Annotated in this window: 20 protein-coding genes and 1 pseudogene; 11 read left to right on the plus strand and 10 right to left on the minus strand. The window is 70.5% G+C overall.

Features of this window, described 5'->3' with window-relative positions; all coding sequences use genetic code 11:
• Positions 1 to 206 precede the first annotated feature (206 nt).
• The 3 genes from E6R18_RS24225 to E6R18_RS24235 all read left to right on the plus strand — a co-directional run bounded on the left by E6R18_RS24225 (position 207) and on the right by E6R18_RS24235 (position 2,623).
• Positions 207 to 1,022 carry an NAD(P)-dependent oxidoreductase gene (locus E6R18_RS24225; RefSeq protein ID WP_136319022.1) on the plus strand — a complete coding sequence of 272 codons (816 nt, stop codon included), beginning with the start codon at positions 207 to 209 and terminating at the stop codon, positions 1,020 to 1,022.
• 51 nt (positions 1,023 to 1,073) lie between these two features.
• Entirely contained in the window at positions 1,074 to 1,292 is a 219-nt protein-coding gene (locus E6R18_RS24230; RefSeq protein WP_136319023.1) for a hypothetical protein, read from the plus strand.
• Positions 1,293 to 1,393: 101 nt separating this feature from the next.
• Positions 1,394 to 2,623, plus strand: coding sequence for a TerD family protein (locus E6R18_RS24235; RefSeq protein WP_206308415.1), 1,230 nt, complete (start codon positions 1,394 to 1,396; stop codon positions 2,621 to 2,623).
• A 79-nt stretch (positions 2,624 to 2,702) separates the two neighbouring features.
• On the opposite strand, the gene E6R18_RS35010 is transcribed toward E6R18_RS24235, so the two are convergent.
• The 3 genes from E6R18_RS35010 to E6R18_RS24245 all read right to left on the minus strand — a co-directional run bounded on the left by E6R18_RS35010 (position 2,703) and on the right by E6R18_RS24245 (position 6,299).
• Positions 2,703 to 2,933: a hypothetical protein gene (locus E6R18_RS35010; protein ID WP_037711258.1), complete on the minus strand. Its 231-nt coding sequence runs from the start codon at positions 2,931 to 2,933 to the stop codon at positions 2,703 to 2,705.
• A gap of 151 nt (positions 2,934 to 3,084) precedes the next feature.
• Positions 3,085 to 4,593 (minus strand): alkaline phosphatase PhoX, encoded by a 1,509-nt coding sequence (locus tag E6R18_RS24240; protein ID WP_136319024.1) that lies wholly within the window; start codon positions 4,591 to 4,593, stop codon positions 3,085 to 3,087.
• Between the two features lie 203 nt (positions 4,594 to 4,796).
• Positions 4,797 to 6,299, minus strand: coding sequence for a hypothetical protein (locus tag E6R18_RS24245; protein WP_136319025.1), 1,503 nt, complete (start codon positions 6,297 to 6,299; stop codon positions 4,797 to 4,799).
• 266 nt (positions 6,300 to 6,565) lie between these two features.
• Between E6R18_RS24245 and E6R18_RS24250 the strand changes: the two genes are divergently transcribed.
• The 3 genes and pseudogenes from E6R18_RS24250 (at position 6,566) to dapA (ending at position 8,470) form a co-directional block, all read left to right on the plus strand.
• Positions 6,566 to 6,997: a GNAT family N-acetyltransferase gene (locus E6R18_RS24250; protein ID WP_136319026.1), complete on the plus strand. Its 432-nt coding sequence runs from the start codon at positions 6,566 to 6,568 to the stop codon at positions 6,995 to 6,997.
• Positions 6,998 to 7,041: 44 nt separating this feature from the next.
• A pseudogene (locus E6R18_RS24255) lies at positions 7,042 to 7,463 on the plus strand (recombinase family protein); the annotation flags it as partial.
• A gap of 113 nt (positions 7,464 to 7,576) precedes the next feature.
• Positions 7,577 to 8,470: a 4-hydroxy-tetrahydrodipicolinate synthase gene (gene dapA / locus E6R18_RS24260; RefSeq protein WP_136319027.1), complete on the plus strand. Its 894-nt coding sequence runs from the start codon at positions 7,577 to 7,579 to the stop codon at positions 8,468 to 8,470.
• On the opposite strand, the gene dapD is transcribed toward dapA, so the two are convergent.
• On the minus strand, positions 8,467 to 9,456 hold the full coding sequence (gene dapD / locus E6R18_RS24265; RefSeq protein WP_136319028.1) for a 2,3,4,5-tetrahydropyridine-2,6-dicarboxylate N-succinyltransferase: 990 nt from the start codon (positions 9,454 to 9,456) through the stop codon (positions 8,467 to 8,469). The genes dapA and dapD overlap by 4 nt on opposite strands.
• A gap of 73 nt (positions 9,457 to 9,529) precedes the next feature.
• Here dapD and E6R18_RS24270 point away from each other — a divergent pair, with 73 nt between their 5' ends.
• Together E6R18_RS24270 and E6R18_RS24275 are read left to right on the plus strand one after the other, a co-directional pair.
• Complete coding sequence (locus E6R18_RS24270) at positions 9,530 to 9,841, plus strand: hypothetical protein (RefSeq protein WP_136319029.1); 312 nt, start codon at positions 9,530 to 9,532, stop codon at positions 9,839 to 9,841.
• Complete coding sequence (locus tag E6R18_RS24275; protein WP_136319030.1) at positions 9,841 to 10,173, plus strand: hypothetical protein; 333 nt, start codon at positions 9,841 to 9,843, stop codon at positions 10,171 to 10,173. Before E6R18_RS24270 ends, E6R18_RS24275 begins: the two co-directional genes overlap by 1 nt.
• Before the next feature lie 18 nt (positions 10,174 to 10,191).
• On the opposite strand, the gene E6R18_RS24280 is transcribed toward E6R18_RS24275, so the two are convergent.
• Together E6R18_RS24280 and E6R18_RS24285 are read right to left on the minus strand one after the other, a co-directional pair.
• Complete coding sequence (locus E6R18_RS24280; protein ID WP_136319031.1) at positions 10,192 to 10,728, minus strand: TetR family transcriptional regulator; 537 nt, start codon at positions 10,726 to 10,728, stop codon at positions 10,192 to 10,194.
• On the minus strand, positions 10,728 to 11,048 hold the full coding sequence (locus E6R18_RS24285) for a multidrug efflux SMR transporter (protein ID WP_136319032.1): 321 nt from the start codon (positions 11,046 to 11,048) through the stop codon (positions 10,728 to 10,730). Before E6R18_RS24285 ends, E6R18_RS24280 begins: the two co-directional genes overlap by 1 nt.
• Before the next feature lie 207 nt (positions 11,049 to 11,255).
• On the opposite strand from E6R18_RS24285, the gene E6R18_RS24290 reads away from it, so the two are divergent.
• The 3 genes from E6R18_RS24290 (at position 11,256) to E6R18_RS24310 (ending at position 16,331) form a co-directional block, all read left to right on the plus strand.
• A complete protein-coding gene (locus tag E6R18_RS24290) occupies positions 11,256 to 12,275 on the plus strand; it encodes a hypothetical protein (protein WP_136319033.1) in 1,020 nt (339 codons plus the stop codon).
• A 1,329-nt stretch (positions 12,276 to 13,604) separates the two neighbouring features.
• Positions 13,605 to 14,849: a helix-turn-helix transcriptional regulator gene (locus tag E6R18_RS24300; protein ID WP_136319034.1), complete on the plus strand. Its 1,245-nt coding sequence runs from the start codon at positions 13,605 to 13,607 to the stop codon at positions 14,847 to 14,849.
• Positions 14,850 to 15,431: 582 nt separating this feature from the next.
• Complete coding sequence (locus tag E6R18_RS24310; RefSeq protein ID WP_136319035.1) at positions 15,432 to 16,331, plus strand: IS982 family transposase; 900 nt, start codon at positions 15,432 to 15,434, stop codon at positions 16,329 to 16,331.
• A gap of 125 nt (positions 16,332 to 16,456) precedes the next feature.
• Here E6R18_RS24310 and E6R18_RS24315 read toward each other — a convergent pair whose 3' ends face one another.
• The 4 genes from E6R18_RS24315 to sufC are packed head-to-tail and all read right to left on the minus strand — an operon-like array spanning position 16,457 to position 19,284.
• On the minus strand, positions 16,457 to 16,795 hold the full coding sequence (locus tag E6R18_RS24315; RefSeq protein ID WP_136206906.1) for a metal-sulfur cluster assembly factor: 339 nt from the start codon (positions 16,793 to 16,795) through the stop codon (positions 16,457 to 16,459).
• Positions 16,792 to 17,247, minus strand: coding sequence for a Fe-S cluster assembly sulfur transfer protein SufU (gene sufU, locus E6R18_RS24320; RefSeq protein ID WP_026250374.1), 456 nt, complete (start codon positions 17,245 to 17,247; stop codon positions 16,792 to 16,794). The genes E6R18_RS24315 and sufU overlap by 4 nt, the downstream gene beginning before the upstream one ends.
• A 19-nt stretch (positions 17,248 to 17,266) precedes the next feature.
• Positions 17,267 to 18,523: a cysteine desulfurase gene (locus tag E6R18_RS24325; protein ID WP_136319036.1), complete on the minus strand. Its 1,257-nt coding sequence runs from the start codon at positions 18,521 to 18,523 to the stop codon at positions 17,267 to 17,269.
• Positions 18,520 to 19,284 carry a Fe-S cluster assembly ATPase SufC gene (sufC, locus tag E6R18_RS24330; protein WP_136319037.1) on the minus strand — a complete coding sequence of 255 codons (765 nt, stop codon included), beginning with the start codon at positions 19,282 to 19,284 and terminating at the stop codon, positions 18,520 to 18,522. The genes E6R18_RS24325 and sufC overlap by 4 nt, the downstream gene beginning before the upstream one ends.
• Between the last annotated feature and the right edge of the window lies 1 nt (position 19,285).

The raw sequence follows: 19,285 nt of genomic DNA on the forward strand, positions 1-19,285 counted from the left end.
ACGCCGGTTGGCACGATGGCCGCAGAAGCAAGACGGCCCCACCGGGCAGGGGCGGCCCGCACCGCGCAGAGCACCCGCACGAACCCAGCCCGTCCGGCACTTGAGGACGGAACCCCGCACCCCGGACCGGGCAAGCACCTTGACCCCCCGCACCCCCACCTCATACCTTGTCCACGCATGTGAACCTGATCCAAAAGGAGACCCGCATGCCCGCCCCAACCCCCCGCACCGTCCTGCTCACCGGCGCCGCAGGCGGCCTCGGCACGCTGATGCGGGAACTGCTGCCCGCCCACGGCTACGCGCTGCGCCTGTTCGACATGGTGCCGATCGAGGGCGAGCCGGACGCGATCACCGCCGACCTCGGAGACAAGGACGCGCTGCGCGAGGCCGTGCAGGGGGTCGACGCGATCATCCACCTCGCGGGCATCTCCCTGGAAGCCCCGTTCGAGAAGATCCTCAGGGCGAACGTCGAGGGCACCTACAACCTGTACGAGGCCGCGCGAGCGGCCCACGTGCCGAGGATCGTGTTCGCCTCGTCCAACCACGCCATCGGCTTCACACCGCGCCCGCAACCGGGCGACCCGCTGATCCCGGTGGACACGCCGCGCCGACCGGACACGTTCTACGGCCTGTCGAAGTCGTTCGGAGAGGACCTCGCCCAGCTGTACTGGGACCGCCACGGCCTGGAGACGGTGTCCGTCCGCATCGGTTCCTGCTTCCCGGAGCCGACGTCGGTGCGGATGCTTTCGGTGTGGATGAGCCCCGCCGACGGCGCCCGCCTGTTCGACGCCGCGCTCACCGCGGCCGACGTGGGGCACACGGTCGTGAACGGCTCCTCGGACAACACCCGCCTGTGGTGGGACCTGACGTCGGCGCGGGCGCTGGGTTACGAGCCGCAGGACGACTCGGAGCCGTACGCGGCGAAGCTCATCGCGGAGCAGGGCGAGCTGGACCCGGAGAACCCGGACCACGCGCACCTCGGGGGCCACTTCTGCACCAATCCGCCGATCTGGCCGCACTGAGGGCGGGAAAAACACCGGCCCCGGGCGGCGCCCGGCAGGCATGATGCGCTCATGGCGAGACCTTCGGGATTCCGGTACGAGCAGCACGGCGACGCGAGCGTCACCATCACCCACCGCGGCCGCCCGGCCGGCGCCCTGCGCGGCAGCCGGGCGGAGAAGTTCCTGGCGGAGGCGGAGGCGGGGGACGCCCAGCTGGTGATGGCCCGCTGGACGGGGGCGTACAAGCACGGCAACGAGCGGACCGCGCGCAACCACCCCAGAAACCGGTGACATGAGCTGATAAGTACGGACGGGACAGGCGCTGCGTCCGTACGGGCGAACCCGGCGGAAGGTAAGGGAACGGCAAAGCCGGGTCGTTCGTTCATCCGGACATGACCGCTATGACACCTGGCTCGAACCTTCCGCTCCCCGCCGTCCGCCTGGCGGTCGACGTCGCCGCGCCGGTGCGGCTCGACGTGTCGGGCCTGCTGCTCGCCGCCGACGGCAAGGTGCGCTCCGACGACGATTTCATCTTCTACAACCAGCCCTCGGGCCCCGGTGTGACCTACCGCTCCGGCGGCGGCAGCGCACCGGACGCCATCGTGGTGGACACCGCGTCCGTGCCCGCCGGCATCGAGAAGATCGTCGTCACGGCGAGCCCGGACGGCGCGGGTCAGACGTTCCAGGGCATCGAGCCGACCGCCACCGTGCGCAACGCGGCCGACGGCAGCGTGCTCGCCTCCTTCACGCCGCCCCGGCTGGGGGCGGAGACCGCGCTCGTGGTCATGGAGGTCTACCGGCGCGGCGGGGCCTGGAAGGTCCGCGCGGTCGGCCAGGGCTATGCGAACGGGCTGGCCGGCATCGCCACGGACTTCGGCGTCACGGTCGACGAGGAGCCCACCGCCACCCCCGCCCCGGCGGCCCCCGTCGCAGCCCCGGCACCGCCCGCCCCCGTCGCAGCCCCGGCGGACCCGCGCATCGCGCCCCCGCCGCCGGCCGCGCCCCCGACTCCCCCGGCGGCTCCCGCCGCCCCCGCCACTCCCGGCAGGATCAGCCTCGACAAGGGCCGGGTCAGTCTGCGGAAGAACGAGACGGTGTCGCTGGTCAAGGCCGGGCGGCCGCTGCTGTCCCGGGTGAAGATGGGCCTCGGCTGGGAGCCCGCGTACCGCGGCAAGGACATCGACCTGGACGCCTCGGTCATCGCGTACGGGCCCCGGCGCAACCACCTGGACAGCTGCTACTTCGGCAAGCTGTCCATCCTGGACGGCGCGATCAAGCACTCCGGGGACAATCTCACCGGCGAGGGCGAGGGGGACGACGAGGTGATCGTCGTGGACCTGGGCCGGATTCCCCAGGAGGCGACCGGCCTGGTGTTCACGGTCAACTCGTTCACGGGCCAGAAGTTCACCGAGGTGGCCAAGGCGTACTGCCGGCTGGTCGACGCGGCGACGGACGAGGAGCTGGTCCGCTTCGATCTGACGGGGGCCGAGCCGCAGACGGGCGTGATGATGGCCAAGCTGATCAGGCAGTTCACCGGGGAGTGGGAGATGACCGCGCTGGGCGACTTCGTGAAGTCGCGCACCGTCCGCGGCATGGTCAAGCCCGCCGCCCAGGCCCTGTAGCCACCGGGAACGTCTTCAGGGGCCCCGCGCGGTCGGCGGGGCCCCTGAGGACGGTCGGCGGAAGAGGTGCGGGGCCCTATCAGAGCTTGGTCAGCTTGGAGTAGGGGCTCAGGATTCTGCCCTGGCGCCCCGAGAAGTCGATGAGTACCGCGTCGTTGTCGCCCTCGACCGCAAGGACGCGTCCGAGGCCGAACTGGTCGTGCGAAACCCTGTCGCCCACATCGAACAATTCGACCGGTGGGGCCGCCTGGGCCGGGCGGTTGAAGGGACTGGAAGGCAGGTGGCGCCGGGATCCGGCTGACTGTTTCATTACCTTGAGTATGCGCCTCGGGAACGCCCGACGCCATGCCCTGCCACCTCCGGGGCCCCACCGATACCGGATTGGTAATCAGGGAGTCCGGTCCCGGCCGCCTCCCGGAAGCGCTTCCGCCCAAGCGCCACCGGGCCGCAAGCCCCTACCGCTACCGGTTGGGCTGGCGCTTCCACGGGCCGGTGATGGCGACCATGATCCCCGGCGTCTGGATGTTGGCGTACAGCGTCCTGCCGTCCGGCGAGAACGTGACGCCGGTGAACTCGCTGTACTCCGGCTCCGCCTCGGTGCCGAGGTTCAGCTCGTTGCGCGCGATCGGGTAGGTGCGGCCGCTCTCGGTCGCCCCGAAGAGGTGCTGGACGCCCTCGCCGTCCTCGGCGATGACCAGGCCCCCGTACGGCGAGACGGTGATGTTGTCCGGGCCGTCGAAGGCGCCGTCCTCGGACGGGTCGGGGTTGACACCGAGGAGCACCTTCAGGGTCAGCGTGCGGCGCTTCGGGTCGTAGAACCAGACCTGGCCGTCGTGCTGGACGGGGCTCTCGTCCCGGGCGAACGAGGAGACGATGTAGACGCCGCCGTCGCCCCACCACATGCCTTCCAGCTTGCGGGCACGGGTGACCTCCTTGTCGCCGAACTGCTTGCGCACCGAGACGCTCCTGGCGTCGCGGTCGGGCACGTCGACCCAGTCCACGCCGTACACGGTGCCGATCTCCGTGGCCCGGGAGAGGTCGTCGACGAACGTGCCCCGCCTGTCGAAGCACCTGGTGGCCTGGAGCACCCCGGCGTCGTCGGCGAGGGTGCGCAGCTTGCCGCGGCCGTGCCGGAAGCCGTGCGGCGGGACCCAGCGGTAGAGCAGCCCGTTGGGGCCGGCCGCGTCCTCGGTGAGGTAGGCGTGGCCCTGCTTGGGGTCGATGACGACCGCCTCGTGCGCGTACCGGCCGAAGGCCCTGATGGGGCGCGGGGAGCGGTTGGCGCGCCTGTCGTAGGGGTCGACCTCGAAGACGTAGCCGTGGTCCTTGAGCAGGCCGTTCTTGCCGGCCCTGTCCTCGGTCTCCTCGCAGGTGAGCCAGGTGTCCCACGGGGTGGCGCCGCCGGCGCAGTTGGTGGAGGTGCCGGCGATGCCGACCCACTCGGCGGTGCGGCCGTCGCGGCGGGTCTCCACGACGGTGCAGCCGCCGGCCGCGACGGGGTCGTAGACGAGGCCGTCGGTGAGCGGTACCGGGTGTTCCCAGTCGGCGCGGGTGCCGCTCAGCTCGTGGTTGTTCACCAGCAGCGTCACGCCGCGCGCGCCCTCGAAGGCGGCCGTGCCGTCGTGGTTGGAGGGCGTGTACTCGCCGGACTCCAGCCTGGTGACACCGCAGTGCGTGATGATCTTGTACGAGAATCCGGCGGGCAGCGCGAGTATGCCCTTCGGGTCGGGGCGCAGCGCCCCGTATCCGGGCTCGCGGCCGTGGCCGTGGCCGTCGTGTCCGTGGCCGTGGCCGTCGTGTCCGTGGCCGTCGTGTCCGTGGCCGTGGCCGTCGTGTCCGTGGCCGTGCTTGGGGTCCCCGGCGGCGAGGGCGCCGGGCGCGGTGGCCAGCGCGGCGACGGTTCCGGTGAGGGCGATGCCGGCACCGGTGAGGGCGGACTGTGTGGTGAATTCCCTGCGCGTGAAGGCCATCACGTACTCCTGCTGCTACGGGGGCGTGCTGTTGACGGCCTCACCGTTGCGCCCGTGCCCCAACACCAGGTGAACCGACGACGGCTTCGGGGCGATCCTTTCGGTGAACATCGGCGCGGGCGGGGCGGGCGGCCCGTCTCCGGCCGCCCGCCCCTCACGCCTCCCCGCCCCTCACGCCTCCCGGGCCCTCTTCGCGGCAGGCCCTAGTCGGCCGAGCCGCCGCGCGAGCGGGCCTTGAACGCGGCCTTGCGGGCGTCCTTGGCCTGCTTCTTGTCGCTGTGCAGCCGCCCCATCGCCTCCAGCACGTCCGCGGTCGCCGGGTGGTCGACCCGCCACGCCTCCTCGAAGAAGCCGCTGTGCTGGCCGGACAGCCCCTCGACCAGGTCTTGGAGCTCGTCGAGGTCGCCGTCCGCCTCCAGTTGGGCGGCGATCGTGTCGATGGCGAGCCAGAAGATCATCGCCTCGGAGGGTGCGGGGACGTCGGCCGCGCCGCGTTCCGCCAGCCAGACCCGGGCCAGGCCGCCGAGTTCGGGGTCGCCGAGCACCGCGCGTACAGCCGGTTCCGCCTCGGCGCCGACCAGGGCGAGCGCCTGCTGGCAGTGCAGCCGGCGCAGGGGGGCCAGGGGATCCTCGCCCCGGGCCGCGTCCAGGAGCTCGGCGGCGGCGCCGTCGGAGCCGCGGCGGGTCAGCCACAGCTGGATTTCAGCGCGGGCGGCCGCCTCCGGGTAGTAGGCGACGCCGCCGAGGAGCGTGTCGGCGCCCTTGTCCGCGAGGTCGCCGATGGCCGGGGCCTCCACCCCGGCCTCCAGCATGCGGGCGCGGATGCCGTAGATGCCGAGGGGGGTCAGCCTGACCATGCCGTACCGGGTGACGTCCTCGTCGTCGGCGGGGGACGCGGTCTCCTCGCCCTCCTCCACGAGCAACGCCTCGTCCACCGGGTGGTATTCGACGATGCCGATGGGTTCGAGGACGCGGAACTGGTCGTCCAGGCGCATCATCGCGTCCGAGACCTGCTCCAGGATGTCGTCGGTGGGCTCGCCCATGTCGTCGGGGACGATCATCGAGGCGGCGAGCGCGGGCAGCGGCACGGGCGAACCGTCCGCCCCCTCGCCGACGGTGAGCAGGTAGAGGTTGCCGAGGACCCCGTCGAGGAATTCCGCCTCCGTCTCCGGGTCCCAGTCCAGCGCGTCGAAGTCGATCGAGCCGTCCTCGCCGACGAGGTCCGCGAAGTCGTCGAAGAGGGGCGCGGTGGCGTCGGCGTGCGCGGCCTCCAGGCCGTCGAGCCAGATCGCCAGGACGTCGGCCGGTGAACCGCCGGTGAGCAGCGCCAGGTTCTCCCCCGCGGTGACGGTCCCGTGCGCGTCCTCGCCTGCGGCTTCCTCGTCGTCCTCGTCCGGGCCGTTCTGCGGACCGTCCTCCTCCGGGGAGGGGTCCTCGACCTCGACCAGTCCGGTGTCGACGGCGAGCCGCCACGCCTCGCTGGCCTCCGCCGCGCCGTCCTCGTCGGGCGTGAGGCCGAGGTGCTCGGCGGCGGCGGGCAGTTGTGCGTCGGCGAGTTCGCCGCCGGCCCCGACCCTGGTGTCCGGGCCGGCCCAGCGGGCGAGCCGTGCGGCGCGGGCGAGCAGCGGCGCGGCAAGCGCGTCCCGTGCCAGCTCCGCCTCGGTGTGCAGCAGGGCCGGCGGCAGGGTCGGGCGCTCTGCGGACATCAGGGGGTCTCCTCGGAACAGGGGGGCGTGGCGGCCGCCGGGATGCGGCACCGGGTGCGTACCGGGCCGGGCGGCTCAGGACGTGTTCCGCGAGGGTCTCCGCCCGTCCGGAGGGTGTCGCACAGCGGACGGGACATACGGAACACGGCCTAAGCCTAGACGCATTTCGCCGCGTGCCGGCCGGAATGCGGGCACGGCCGCCGGTGCCCGGTGCGGGGCGCGGGTGCGCTGCCGGTGCCGCGGACGGCCGTGCCAGAGTCCGGGGCGTGAATCTGCGTACCGCCACCCGCTCGGACCTGCCCGCCGTGCTCGCCCTGCTGGCCGACGAGGACGTGGTGGTGGACCCCGCGTCGGTCGTCGTCGGTGAGGCGTACGAGAAGGCGTTCGCCGACATCGTGAGCGACGCGCGCAACGAGATCCTGATGCTGGAGGACGGCGGGACGGTGGTGGGCTGCCTCCAGGCCACGTACATCCCGGGGCTCGGACGCGACGGCGCGGAGCGGGCGCTTATCGAGGCCGTGCGGATCAGGGCGGACCGGCGGGGCGGCGGGCTCGGGCGGCAGCTGATGGAGCGGGCGGTCGAGCGGGCCCGGCTGCGGGGTTGCGCACTGGTGCAGCTGACCAGCAGCCGGCGCCGGACGGACGCGCACCGCTTCTACGCGTCGCTGGGGTATCCACCTGCTGTTCCTCAGAGTTGAGGGAGTGAGCGTAACCACGTCTGAGTGAGTGTCGTTCTCAGGGCGTGAATCTGACGGAGTGGGCGAGGACGCAGGGTGTGCATCCGCAGACCGCGTATCGGTGGTTCCGTGAGGGAACGTTGCCGGTGCCGGCTCAGCGGGTCGGACCGCGAACAATCCTGGTGAACGTGGACGCGAACACCGCGTCTGGGGCCATTGGCGGAGTGGGTCTGTATGCCCGCGTGCCCTCGCACGACCAGAAGAGCGATCTGGAGCGCCAGGTCGCCCGGCTGTCGGCGTGGGCGGCGAAGGCCGGTCACCGGGTCGTTCGGGTCGAGGCAGAGATCGCCTCCGGGACGAACGGCTGCCGCCCCAAGGCCCGGCGCCTGCTGGCCGATCAGCACGTGACCTGCGTGGTGGTGGAGCACAAGGACCGGTTCACCGCAAGTCATGAGGGCTTCAAGCTCGCTCTCTGAGCGCCGCCGGTGGCGTCCGGGCCGCGAGGGTGCCGGGCAGCCACGCATCCTTGAGCGTTGCTTCACCTTCACCCGCAGCAGAACTAAGTGGACCTTCATGGTCCGGTGGGCCGAGACTGCGGTCATGACGCCTTCCGCCCCTTCGCGCCCGCGCCCCTTCGGCCGCGCCCTCTGCGCCATGATCACGCCCTTCACCGCCGCCGGCGCGCTCGATCCGGACGCGGCGGCCGCGCACGCCGCCGCGCTGGTCGCGGGCGGCTGCGACGGGCTGGTGCTCAGCGGCACCACCGGGGAGTCCCCGACCACCTCCGACGCGGAGAAGGCGGCGCTGCTGCGGGCGGTACGCGACGCGGTCGGCCCGGGCGTGCCGCTGGTCGCGGGCGTCGGCACCTCCGACACCCGGCACACGATCGAGCTGGCCCGCCAGGCCGAGCAGGCGGGCGCCGACGGTCTGCTCGTGGTGACCCCGTACTACAGCAGGCCCCCGCAGGCGGCCGTGGAGGCGCACTTGCGCCGGGTCGCCGACGCCGCGGAGCTGCCCGTGATGCTGTACGACATCCCCGGCCGCACCGGCACCCGCATCGAGCCGGAGACCATGCTGCGGCTGGCGGAGCACCCGCGCATCGTGGCGGTGAAGGACTGCGCGCAGGACCTGCTGGCGGCGACCCGGGTGATCGCGGCGGGCGGACTCGCGTACTACTCGGGCTGCGAGGAGCTGAACCTGCCGCTGTACGCGGTGGGCGGCGCGGGGTACGTCAGCACGGTCGCCAATGTGGTGCCCGGCCGGATGCGGGCGGTGCTGGACGCCTTCGACGCCGGGGACACGGCCGGGGCCGCCCGGCTGAACGCGCGGCTGGCACCGCTGACCGCGCTGATGATGGCGTCCGGTCTGCCGGGCACGGTCACGGCGAAGGCGCTGCTGGCCGCGGGCCCGGTCCGCGAACCGCTGCAGCCCGCCGGCCGCGAGGCGTCCGACGGGCTGCGCGAGGCGTACGAGGAACTCCTCGCCGCCGCTTAGCCGTTGCTGTGCAGGACGTCGTTGAGGCCGTCCCAGACCGCGTTGTTCGGGCGGGCCTCGACGGTTCCGGTCACCGAGTTGCGGCGGAAGAGGATGTTCGAGGCTCCGGAGAGCTCGCGGGCCTTGACGACCTGGCCGTCCGGCATGGTGACCCGCGTGCCGGCGGTGACGTACAGGCCGGCCTCCACGACGCACTCGTCGCCGAGCGCGATGCCGACCCCGGCCTCCGCACCGACGAGGCAGCGCTCGCCGATCACGATGCGCTCCTTGCCGCCGCCGGAGAGCATGCCCATGGTGGAGGCGCCGCCGCCGATGTCCGAGCCGTCGCCGACGACGACGCCGGCGGAGATCCGGCCCTCGACCATGGAGGTGCCCAGCGTGCCGGCGTTGAAGTTGACGAAGCCCTCGTGCATGACGGTCGTGCCGGAGGCGAGGTGCGCACCGAGCCGCACCCGGTCGGCGTCGGCGATCCGTACGCCCTTGGGCGCCACGTAGTCCGTCATGCGCGGGAACTTGTCGACGGAGGTGACCTGGAGGTGCAGGCCGTCGCCGCGGGCGTTGAGCCGCACCCTCTCCAGGTCGTCCACGGCGACCGGGCCCAGCGAGGTCCAGGCGACGTTGGTGAGCAGGCCGAAGAGCCCGTCGAGGTTCTGCCCGTGCGGCCGGACGAGGCGGTGCGAGAGCAGGTGCAGGCGCAGGTACGCGTCGTGGGCGTCGAGCGGCTTGTCGTCCAGCGACGCGATGACCGTGCGGACGGCGACGACCTCGACCCCGCGGCGGGCGTCCACCCCGATGGCCTTGGCGGCGCCCTCGCCGAGCAGGTTGACGGCCCGGTCGGGGGTGAGCCGCTCCGTTCCGGCCGGGCCGGGCTCGGCGGAGAGCTCGGGCGCGGGGAACCAGGTGTCGAGGACGGAACCGTCGCCGGCGATGGTGGCGAGGCCGGCGGCGACGGCGCCGGTAGTGCGGGTGGAAGTCGTGTCGGTCATACCAGAAACCTAACGGGCGGGAGGCGGCACGGGCGAACCGGTCTCAGCGTCCGGGCGTGGCCGGCGCGGCCCGGTGGCCGGCTTCTCGCAGGGCGCGTCGGTGGCCCTGCGGCTCGGCCGGGCCCTGGAGGCGGGGCAGGACAACTGGTTCCGGCTGGGCGCGCTGGCGCCGGTCGGCGGCGCGTACGACTTCGGGGGCGCGGAGCTGCGCGCGCTGCTCGCGGGCGACCTGGACGCCAAGTCCAGCGTGGTCTACGCCGCGTACACGCTGGTCGCCTTCAACCGGCTGCACGACACCTACGACAGCCCCGGGGAGGTCACCCGGGACGCGTACGCCGGTACGGTCGAGGCCCTTTTCGACGCGCGCACACGGGTCAGGACCTGATGCAGGGCACCCCGGAGACGCTGGACGGTCTGCTGACCGCCCACGGCCGCGCGCTCCTGGCGCATCCGACAGGCGCCCTGGCCGAGGCGCTGCTGACCACCGACGCGGTCTGCACCGGCTGGGCCCCGGTCGGCCTCTACATGGCGTCCGGCGACGAGCAGGCGAGGACCGAGAACACCGCGAACTGCCGGTCGGCGCTGGCCGCCAGGGGGGTGTCCGCCCCGGTCACCGATGTCGGCGCGGTGGACTACCACGGCTCGCGCCACCTGGGGTCCAACGTGGCGGCCACCTCGCGGATCGTGCGCTGGTTCGGCGAGCTGTCCCGGCGCTGACCCGCCCTTCCGGCCCGGTCAGCGCGCGATCCGGCCCAGCATCTCCCGCGCGTACGCCTCGTCGTACTCGCCGCCGGTGAGCAGCACCTGGAGGCAGATGCCGTCCATCAGGGCGACCAGGGCCCGCGCGGTGGCCGGGCCGGTGCGCGGCTGGAGCAGGGCGGCCGTGGCATCGGTCCACTCGGCGGCGACCGGCCGCAGCGCGGGCCGGCGCAGGGCGGCGAGGTAGAGCTCGTACTCCAGCTCGGCCCGGCCCCGGCCGCCGGCGAAGAACCGGCCGAGCAGCCGGGCGAGTTCGGCCGCGAGGTCGGCGACCGGGTCGGCGAGGGCCCGGCTCTCGCGCATGACGGCGGCGAAGTTCTCATTCGACCTGCGCAGCGCGGCGATCAGCAGCTCGTCCAGCGAGGCGAAGTGGTACGTGGTCGAGCCGAGCGGCACATCGGCCTCGGCGGCCACCGAGCGGTGGCTGAGTCCGGCGATGCCCCGCTCGCCGACCACGCGGATCGCCGCGTCGATGATCCGGCCGCGCCGCTCGGGGTCGTACCGCCGTGCCATCAGTGCGCCCCGCCCAGGTTGAGCACCACCACACCGGCGATGACGAGCAGGATGCCGGCCGCCTTGGCCGGCCCTGCGGACTCCCCCAGGAACAGCATGCCGATGAGGGCGACGGCGGCGGTGCCGACGCCGGCCCAGATCGCGTAGGCCGTGCCGACCGACAGGGTCTTGAGGGTCTGGGCGAGCAGCGAGAAGGCCAGCAGATAGCCGGCGACGGTGATCAGCGAGGGCCAGAGCCGGGTGAATCCCTCGCTGTACTTCATGGCGGTCGTCCCCGCCACCTCCGCTGCGATGGCCGCGGCGAGCAGTCCGTATCCCATGTGTACGAGTGTACGCAACGGCTGCTCGCCCACGGCCCGGAGTCACCGGCCGGGCGGGGCGCTACCGTGGTTCGTCCAGTACATGATCGACGGACCGACGGAGCAGCAGTGGCGCAGGACGCAGGGTGGGGCGGCGGGGCCTATGGAGGCGCGCCGTACGGGGGACCGTCCGGGGCTCCCGGGTGGGGTGGCCGGGGCGGTGGCTGGATGCCGCCCCAGCCGGGGGTGATACCCCTCGGGCCGCTGAGGCTGGGGGACATATTCGGCGGGGCGTTCGCCACCCTGGGCCGCTACGGCAAGCAACTGCTCGCCGTGGGCGCGGCCCTGTACGGCGGCGCGCTGGTCGTGGTGGGCGCGGTGGTCGCCATCGCGTACGCGGCCGTCGCGGACCATCTGGACCGGCTGTTCGCGCTGACCGAGTACGAGGACCCCGCCGCGCGGGACCTGACGCCGGTGCTGGTGGCCTTCGGCGTGGTCTGGCTGCTCTCGATGCTCTCGATGCTGGTCGCCACGGCCGTGGTCTACGCGGCGGTGCCGGTGGTCCTCCAGGAAGCGGTGCTGGGCCGGCCGACCACGTTCTCCGCGGTCTGGCGGCGGGCCTGGTCGCGGGTGCCGGCGGTGATCGGCGCCGTCCTGCTGACCGGGCTGATCACGTTCGTTCCGATGCTGCTCGCCATGGGCGCCCTCATCGCCTGCATCATCGGCGCGGTCACCATGGACAACGGCGGGGGCTCGGCGGCCCTGATCGTGGTGGGCGTGCTCTGCTTCCTGGCCTGCATCCCGCTGGCCGTCTGGCTCTGGGTGAAGTACTCCCTCGCCCCTGCGGCCGCCGTCTTCGAGGACCAGCGGCCGGTCGCCTCGATGCACCGCTCGGCCACGCTGATACGCGGCGACTGGTGGCGGGTCTTCGGGATGACGATGCTGGCGGGGATGATCGCCGGTGTCGCGAGCTATCTGATCCAGCTGCCGTTCAGCTTCCTCGGCATGTTCACCGGCATGCTGGGCTCCGCCGATCTGAGCGACGACCCGAACCCCACGGCGGTCCTCGCCGCGGTGAGCGGGTACGTGGTGCTCCTGGTGCTCGGGCAGCTGGTGAGCCAGCTGATCGTGGCCGTGTTCCCGCCGCTGGTGACCGGGCTGCTCTACGTCGACCGCCGCATCCGCACCGAGAACCTCGCCCCGGTGCTCGCCCAGGCCGCCGCCGTACCGCCGCAGTACACGGCGTAGCGGCCCCGGCGGACCCCGCGTCAGTCGACGAGCGACTCCTTCGGGCGCAGCACGCAGAACTTTGCCCTCGGGACCGCCCCACACACGGAACTAGTAGTTCTGGAGTGTTGCTGTGGTGGCATCGACGCTGGTCAGGCCCGATACCGAGACTCGAACCCCTTCGGTCCCTACAGGAGGCATGACCCACGCACCCTGGAACCCTCTTGCGGGCACGGTCTACACCGAGACCCTTGCACTCCTGGCCGAAGAACCCTGGTTCGCTGCCCGTGTTGAATTCCGGGCGGCCCGCAAGGGCCGATACGACAAGCGATGCTGCGACCGTAATGCCAGGGGAGTTCAGCGGACTCGTCCCCCTGTCGGCAGGACCGGCCAGCTGGCAGGGAGCGGGGCGGCGCGCACATGAGCCGTCACCGCGTCGTGAGCCACGCCGCGAGTCCGCTTCCCGTGGTCGTGGCGAGGGCTGCCACCAACCATGCCGGGACACGCTGGATTGTCACATGCAGTCCCCCGCAACGGAGTTCAAAGGAAGGGGCACGGTTCTTGTCAGTTGTCATGGATGCATCCCATCAAGGTGTGCGGGTGTCGCGGCACGGGGCACCCGCGTGAACTTCCGTGAAGTGCGGGCCGGAACGTGAAATCGCGTGAAACCCATACTGCCGTGATCGCGATGGTGTATGCCCTGGCTAATTCGGGCCGCGAGGCCGAGCAACAGCGCGGTACGGCCAACGAGCGGGGCTACACCACACGGTGGCAGCACTTCCGGCAGGTCACCTGTACCGGCATCCGTGGTGTTTGCTCTGCGGTGGCACGGCGACGGTGGCTGATCACCTCCCCGAGTCCCGGCGTGAGCTGGTGGCGGAAGGGGTCGCCGAGCAGGACGCACCGAACCGCTTACGTCCGCTGTGCACGCAGTGTCACAACCGAGAGACCCTCGCAGAGGCAACCGGACGGTTGGGCTGCCGCGAATGCGAAGCCGATTCGGACATAGCTCACGGCTCGACCAGGGGAACTCCCCTGCCCTCGCCTGCCAGATCGGCAGGGGGGAAAAGACTCGCATGGCCCATTGGGGTAATTTGGTGGAGGTGAACGCCTGGAAGTTTCAGGTTAAATCCCCAACCCCCTAATGAGCCTAGGGAACGGCTCGCCATCGCCGAGCCTGGCTATAACGACTCGGACGCGTGGGACTGATCCGCAGCAACACAGAGCCCCCGTGCTCATCACCCACACCAGGGCGACGGGTGCGGGGGCTGATGTCATCCGGGCCCCGCTTGACGGATCGGCCTTGCCGAGCTACGGCAGGGGCATACGCTTGTCGTGAGGTGAGCGCTGATGTCCACAGGGTTGGCAGACAACATCCGGAAGTACCGGCGCACGGCCGGACTGAGCCAGGAAGGGCTGGCCGAGTCGGCCGGCCTTTCGCTAAGTACCGTTCGCAAGGTCGAACAAGGCGGGGATGTGCGAGTCGAGACCTTGCACGCCCTCGCCCGCGCGCTAAGGGTCAGTACATCTGCGCTGTTCGCTACCGAGGCTCCGCGATCCGTGGTCGGCCCCCAAGACGACGTCAACCGGCAGCATCTCGTTGAGTTGCGGCGCGCGCTGATGCCGCCCATCGGGCTTGCCGCCCCTCTCGGCGCCGATCCGGTGGAACCTGGGGGGCTGGACGCGACCCGTCGGAAGGTTCGGGACGCTCGGGCCCTGTATGACCAGGACCGCTATTCGTCCGTGGCAAAGTTGCTTCCCCCGCTCTTGCGTGGCTCTGAGGCCGCTGTGAACGTCCTGGATGGTGAGGAGCAGCAGCACGCGGTAGTCGCCCGCTGCCAAGTGCTGCTGATGACAGGCCAGTTCCTCACGCAGGTGCGGCAGTACGACATGGCTTACTACGCGCTGGCTGAGGCGACCCGCCTTGCCAGAGAGAACGGGCAGACCCTCACGGCGGCAACCGGTGTCGTCGGCATGTGCTGGTTGCTGCTGCGGCAAGACCGCTTCGACGAATGTGAGCAGCTTGCAGCGCAGACGGCCGCAGAAATTGAACCTCGACTTTCTTCGGCGTCCGCCACTCACCTGGCCGTATGGGGCGAGCTGTGGCTCAGGGTGGCCGCGTCCAGCGTGCGCAACAACCGCCCCGATGTAGCCACTGAGGCCCGGCGGATGGCAGCGACGGCAGCGAGCGCCATGGGGCGTGAGGACATGGGTTTTCCCGACCACTGGGGCGGGTTCGGTCCGGCAACGGTCGAAATGAAGGCGATCGAAGACCTGTCGTTGACTGGGGATGCGCGCGGGGTCCTGCGGCGCGCCGATGAGGGGCCCGTGGGCGCTCGCGGTTTGCGTAACCTCGGCGGAGTCACCTCTAACAACTGGAACCGCCACCGCCTGGACGTGGCCAAGGCTCATGTCGCATCTGGTGAACACCAGGACGCCATGGGCGAGCTGATGCAGATCAAGCAGCGCGCAGAGGGCTGGATCACTCATCAGCCCATGGCGCGTTACGTCATGGGCGACATTCTCAAGACTCGTAAGCGCACGCTGACCGAAGAGATGCGGAGCATGGCGGCACACCTCGGGGTCGCCGGCTGAGCTACTGCGGAGCGCGATACTTCGGCGCATAGGTCTGCTGAACTACCGCTCGTCGCATGTGGATTGACCCCATCGCCGCTCGTACGGTCCCCATATCAACCGAGCGGACCGAGGGGGCCGATGTGACGCACAGAACTATGGGTGACCGGAGGCGACGGCAGGACCTTGCCGACGCGGCTGCGGCCTTACCGCCCCGGTTGCTCCCATGGGCCAGGGACGGCAAGTCGTGCTATCTGAGCACGGACGGCGGACCGAACAGCGTCCTGTCCCGCCTCGCCGACGAGATGGAAGCCGTTCAGCTCGGGATGGGCGTGAACGTCCTGGAGTCGGCGGACAGGGTCTTGTCCGACCCCAAGTCGCCCCACTCCGAGGTGAGGTACACGGCCCTTCGTCTGTCCGAGTGCCTGCGAGACGCGCTCAGGGTCGCAGAGAGCCGAGGGGACCGCATCCCGGAGTCGGACGATGAAGACCACGAGAACGGTCCCACGCTGCCTGCTGAGGCGTTCGGCTGATCACTAGACGAGTAGTTCCGAATGTTGATGTTCGGTCCCGAGGCATGGCGAGGGCGTCCAAGATCGTTTTGTGACGAACGAAGACTTGGACGCCCTCATCACCGCACTGTACGTGAAGATTGACGACGAGATCGGAGGGACCCGATGCCTGGGCAGACCACCGCAGCTGAGCGATTCCGAGCTGGTCTGCCTGGCCGTCGCGCAGTCCCTGCTGGGCTTCACCTCGGAAGCCCGCTGGCTGCGGTTCGCCCGCGACAACCTGAACGCGATGTTCCCGTATCTGCCCAAGCGGCCGGGATACAACAAGCGACTCCGCTCGGCGTTGCCGCTGGTCAAGGGGGCAATACGGTTGCTCGCGATGGACACGGCCTTCTGGTTCGACAACCACTGGATCGTCGACTCCACACCGGTGCCGTGCGGCATGTCCCGCCCCACGGTGAAGCGGTCGGACATGGCCGGCTGGGCCGGATACGGATACTGCGCCTCGCACTCCCGGTTCCACTGGGGCCTGCGCCTGTTCCTGATATGCACGCCCACCGGTATGCCGATCACCTGGGCACTGGCCACCAGCCCGAAGATCGACGAACGCGAGGTCCTGGCCGCAATGCTCGACCGCGAACCGCACCTGACTGCCGACCGGCCCGGCCTGCTCGTCATCGCGGACAAGGGCTTTGCCTCCAAGGAGTTCGAAACCGACCTCGGCTTCCGCGGAGCGGAGCTGCTCCGTCCGTCGTTCAAGCGGGAGAAGCGCCGCAAGGGCGAGTCGCTGCTCAAGTCGGTGCGGCAGCTGATCGAGTCGGTCAACGACACACTGAAGGGCCAGCTCGACCTGGAAGAACACGGCGGCCGGACCTTCGAGGGCGTCGCCGTCCGCGTTGCCCAACGCATCCTCGCGATGGCCGCCGCGATCTGGCACAACCACAAGACCCGACAACCGGTCCTGCGGTCCCTGACCGCATTCGATCACTGAACACATCGGAACTACTCGTCTAGGGCCGCGGCAGCCAAGGTTCGCCCCCGTCTGTCCGTGTCTCGGCGAACGGCCCCGGCACAGATGCCGGGGCCGTTCTCGCGCGTACGCCGGTACGCGGATGCTCAGACGTTGAAGCCCAGCGCGCGCAGCTGCTCGCGGCCGTCGTCCGTGATCTTGTCGGGGCCCCACGGCGGCATCCAGACCCAGTTGATCCGGAGTTCGTTGACGATGCCGTCCGTCGCGGACCGCGCCTGGTCCTCGATGACATCGGTCAGCGGACAGGCCGCGGACGTCAGGGTCATGTCGAGGGTGGCGATGTTGGCGTCGTCGATGTGGATGCCGTAGATCAGCCCCAGGTTGACGACGTCGATGCCCAGCTCGGGGTCGACCACGTCGTACAGCGCTTCGCGGACCTCCTCCTCGGAGGCCGGCTTGGTGGTCATGGTCTCGTTGTCGCTCATGCGGTCTTCCCTTCGGACAGCACCTTCGCCGTCGCGTCCTTCCACGCCATCCAGCTCAGCAGCGCGCACTTGACCCGGGCCGGGTACTTGGAGACACCGGCGAACGCGACCGCGTCCTCCAGCACCTCCTCCATCGCCTCGTCGGGCTCCAGCTGCCCCTTCGACTGCATCAGCTCCAGGAAAGCGGCCTGGATCTTCTGCGCCTCGCCCAGCTCCTTGCCGACCAGCAGCTCGTTCAGTACGGAGGCGCTGGCCTGGCTGATGGAGCAGCCCTGGCCCTCGTAGCTCACATCGGCGATGGTCTCGCCGTCGTACCGCACCCGCAACGTGATCTCGTCACCGCACGTCGGATTGACGTGATGCACCTCGGCGTCGCCGTCCCGCAGGCCGCGCCCGTGGGGGTGCTTGTAGTGGTCCAGGATCACTTCCTGGTACATGGAATCAAGCTTCACGAGTCAATCCCCAGCCGCTCTAACCGAAAAAGTTCCGGACGTGTTCCAGCCCGTCCACCAGGGCGTCGACCTCGGCGGGCGTGGAGTACAGATAGAACGACGCTCGCGTCGTCGCAGGAATTCCGTACCGCAGGCACACCGGGCGGGCGCAGTGGTGGCCGACCCGGACCGCGATGCCCTGTTCGTCCAGGACCTGGCCCACGTCGTGCGGGTGGATGTCGCCGAGCGTGAAGGAGATCGTCGCGCCGCGGTCCTCCGCGGTGGCCGGGCCGATGATCCTGAGGTCCGGCACCTCCAGGAGCCGCTTCACCGCGTAGGCGGTGATGGCCTGCTCGTGGCGGTGGATGTTCTCCATGCCGATCGCCGTGAGGTAGTCCACGGCCGCGCCGAGACCGACGGCCTGGGCGATCGGGGGCGTACCGGCCTCGAACTTGTGCGGGGCGGGCGCGTAGGTCGAGGAGTGCATCGACACGGTCTCGATCATCTCGCCGCCGCCGAGGAACGGGGGCAGGTCCTCCAGGAGTTCCTGCCGTCCCCAGAGGACGCCGATGCCGGTCGGGCCGACCATCTTGTGTCCGGTGAAGGCCACGAAGTCGGCCTGGAGCGCCTGCACGTCGAGCACCATGTGCGGGGCGGCCTGGGAGGCGTCGATGCAGACGAGCGCGCCGACCTCCTGGGCGCGCCGGATGATCTTCTCGACCGGGTTGTGCGTGCCCATGATGTTCGAGACCAGCGTGAAGGAGACGATCTTCGTCTTCTCGGTGATGATCTCGTCGATGTTGGACAGGTCGAGGCGGCCGTCGTCGGTGATGCCGAACCACTTCAGCTTCGCACCGGTGCGCTGCGAGAGCAGCTGCCAGGGCACGATGTTGGAGTGGTGCTCCATCTCCGTGGTGACGATCTCGGTCTCGTGGTCGACCCGGTAGGGCTCGTCGGCCCAGCCGAGCATGTTGGCCACGAGGTTGAGCGACTCCGAGGCGTTCTTGGTGAAGATGACCTCGTTGCGGCTGGGCGCGTTGATGAACGCGGCGACCTTGTCACGGGCGCCCTCGTACAGCGCCGTGGCCTCCTCCGCGATCGTGTACACGCCGCGGTGCACGTTGGCGTTGTGCCGCTCGTAGTACTCGTTGAGGGCGTCCAGGACCTGCCGCGGCTTCTGCGAGGTCGCGGCACTGTCCAGGTAAACGATCTTCTTCCCGTCGTGGACCGTGCGGTCCAGGAGGGGGAAGTCCTTGCGGATCGCCTCGGTGTCGAGGAGGCCCGGCAGCTGTGTCACGCGGCAGCGCCACCCTTCACGTATGCCTCGTAGCCCTCGTTCTCCAGCTTGTCGGCGAGCTCGGCGCCGCCGGACTCGGCGATCCGGCCGTTGGCGAACACGTGCACGAAGTCGGGCTTGATGTACCGGAGAATCCGGGTGTAGTGCGTGATCAGCAGGGTACCGACCTCGCCGGACTCGCGGACGCGGTTGACGCCCTCGGAGACGACGCGCAGGGCGTCGACGTCCAGGCCGGAGTCGGTCTCGTCGAGGATCGCGACCTTCGGCTTGAGGAGCTCCAGCTGAAGGATCTCGTGGCGCTTCTTCTCACCGCCGGAGAAGCCCTCGTTGACGTTGCGCTCGGCGAAGGCGGGGTCCATCTGGAGCGCGGCCATCGCCTCCTTGACCTCCTTCACCCAGGTACGCAGCTTGGGCGCCTCGCCGCGAACGGCGGTGGCGGAGGTGCGCAGGAAGTTGGAGACCGAGACACCGGGGATCTCGACCGGGTACTGCATGGCGAGGAACAGGCCGGCGCGGGCCCGCTCGTCCACGGACATCTCCAGGACGTCCTCGCCGTCCAGGGTGACCGTGCCGCTGGTGACGGTGTACTTCGGGTGACCGGCCAGCGAGTAGGCGAGGGTGGACTTGCCGGACCCGTTGGGGCCCATGATGGCGTGGGTCTCGCCCTGCTTGACGGTCAGGTCGACGCCCTTGAGGATCTCCTTCGTGGCGTTGTCGGCCTCGACGGTGACGTGCAGGTCGCGGATTTCAAGCGTTGCCATG

The sequence above is a fragment of the Streptomyces sp. A1277 genome (genome assembly GCF_004795015.1).
Lineage (GTDB): Bacteria > Actinomycetota > Actinomycetes > Streptomycetales > Streptomycetaceae > Streptomyces.

Coding starts and splice junctions, on each gene's coding strand:
- sufC (WP_136319037.1), bottom strand. CDS start 19,284: ATGGCAACGCTTGAAATCCGCGACCTGCACGTCACCGTCGAGGCCGAC.
- E6R18_RS35010 (WP_037711258.1), bottom strand. CDS start 2,933: ATGAAACAGTCAGCCGGATCCCGGCGCCACCTGCCTTCCAGTCCCTTC.
- dapD (WP_136319028.1), bottom strand. CDS start 9,456: ATGACCGACACGACTTCCACCCGCACTACCGGCGCCGTCGCCGCCGGC.
- E6R18_RS24225 (WP_136319022.1), top strand. CDS start 207: ATGCCCGCCCCAACCCCCCGCACCGTCCTGCTCACCGGCGCCGCAGGC.
- E6R18_RS24275 (WP_136319030.1), top strand. CDS start 9,841: ATGCAGGGCACCCCGGAGACGCTGGACGGTCTGCTGACCGCCCACGGC.
- dapA (WP_136319027.1), top strand. CDS start 7,577: ATGACGCCTTCCGCCCCTTCGCGCCCGCGCCCCTTCGGCCGCGCCCTC.
- E6R18_RS24230 (WP_136319023.1), top strand. CDS start 1,074: ATGGCGAGACCTTCGGGATTCCGGTACGAGCAGCACGGCGACGCGAGC.
- E6R18_RS24285 (WP_136319032.1), bottom strand. CDS start 11,048: ATGGGATACGGACTGCTCGCCGCGGCCATCGCAGCGGAGGTGGCGGGG.
- E6R18_RS24290 (WP_136319033.1), top strand. CDS start 11,256: ATGCCGCCCCAGCCGGGGGTGATACCCCTCGGGCCGCTGAGGCTGGGG.
- E6R18_RS24235 (WP_206308415.1), top strand. CDS start 1,394: ATGACCGCTATGACACCTGGCTCGAACCTTCCGCTCCCCGCCGTCCGC.
- E6R18_RS24245 (WP_136319025.1), bottom strand. CDS start 6,299: ATGTCCGCAGAGCGCCCGACCCTGCCGCCGGCCCTGCTGCACACCGAG.
- E6R18_RS24240 (WP_136319024.1), bottom strand. CDS start 4,593: ATGGCCTTCACGCGCAGGGAATTCACCACACAGTCCGCCCTCACCGGT.
- E6R18_RS24280 (WP_136319031.1), bottom strand. CDS start 10,728: ATGGCACGGCGGTACGACCCCGAGCGGCGCGGCCGGATCATCGACGCG.
- E6R18_RS24300 (WP_136319034.1), top strand. CDS start 13,605: ATGTCCACAGGGTTGGCAGACAACATCCGGAAGTACCGGCGCACGGCC.
- E6R18_RS24315 (WP_136206906.1), bottom strand. CDS start 16,795: ATGAGCGACAACGAGACCATGACCACCAAGCCGGCCTCCGAGGAGGAG.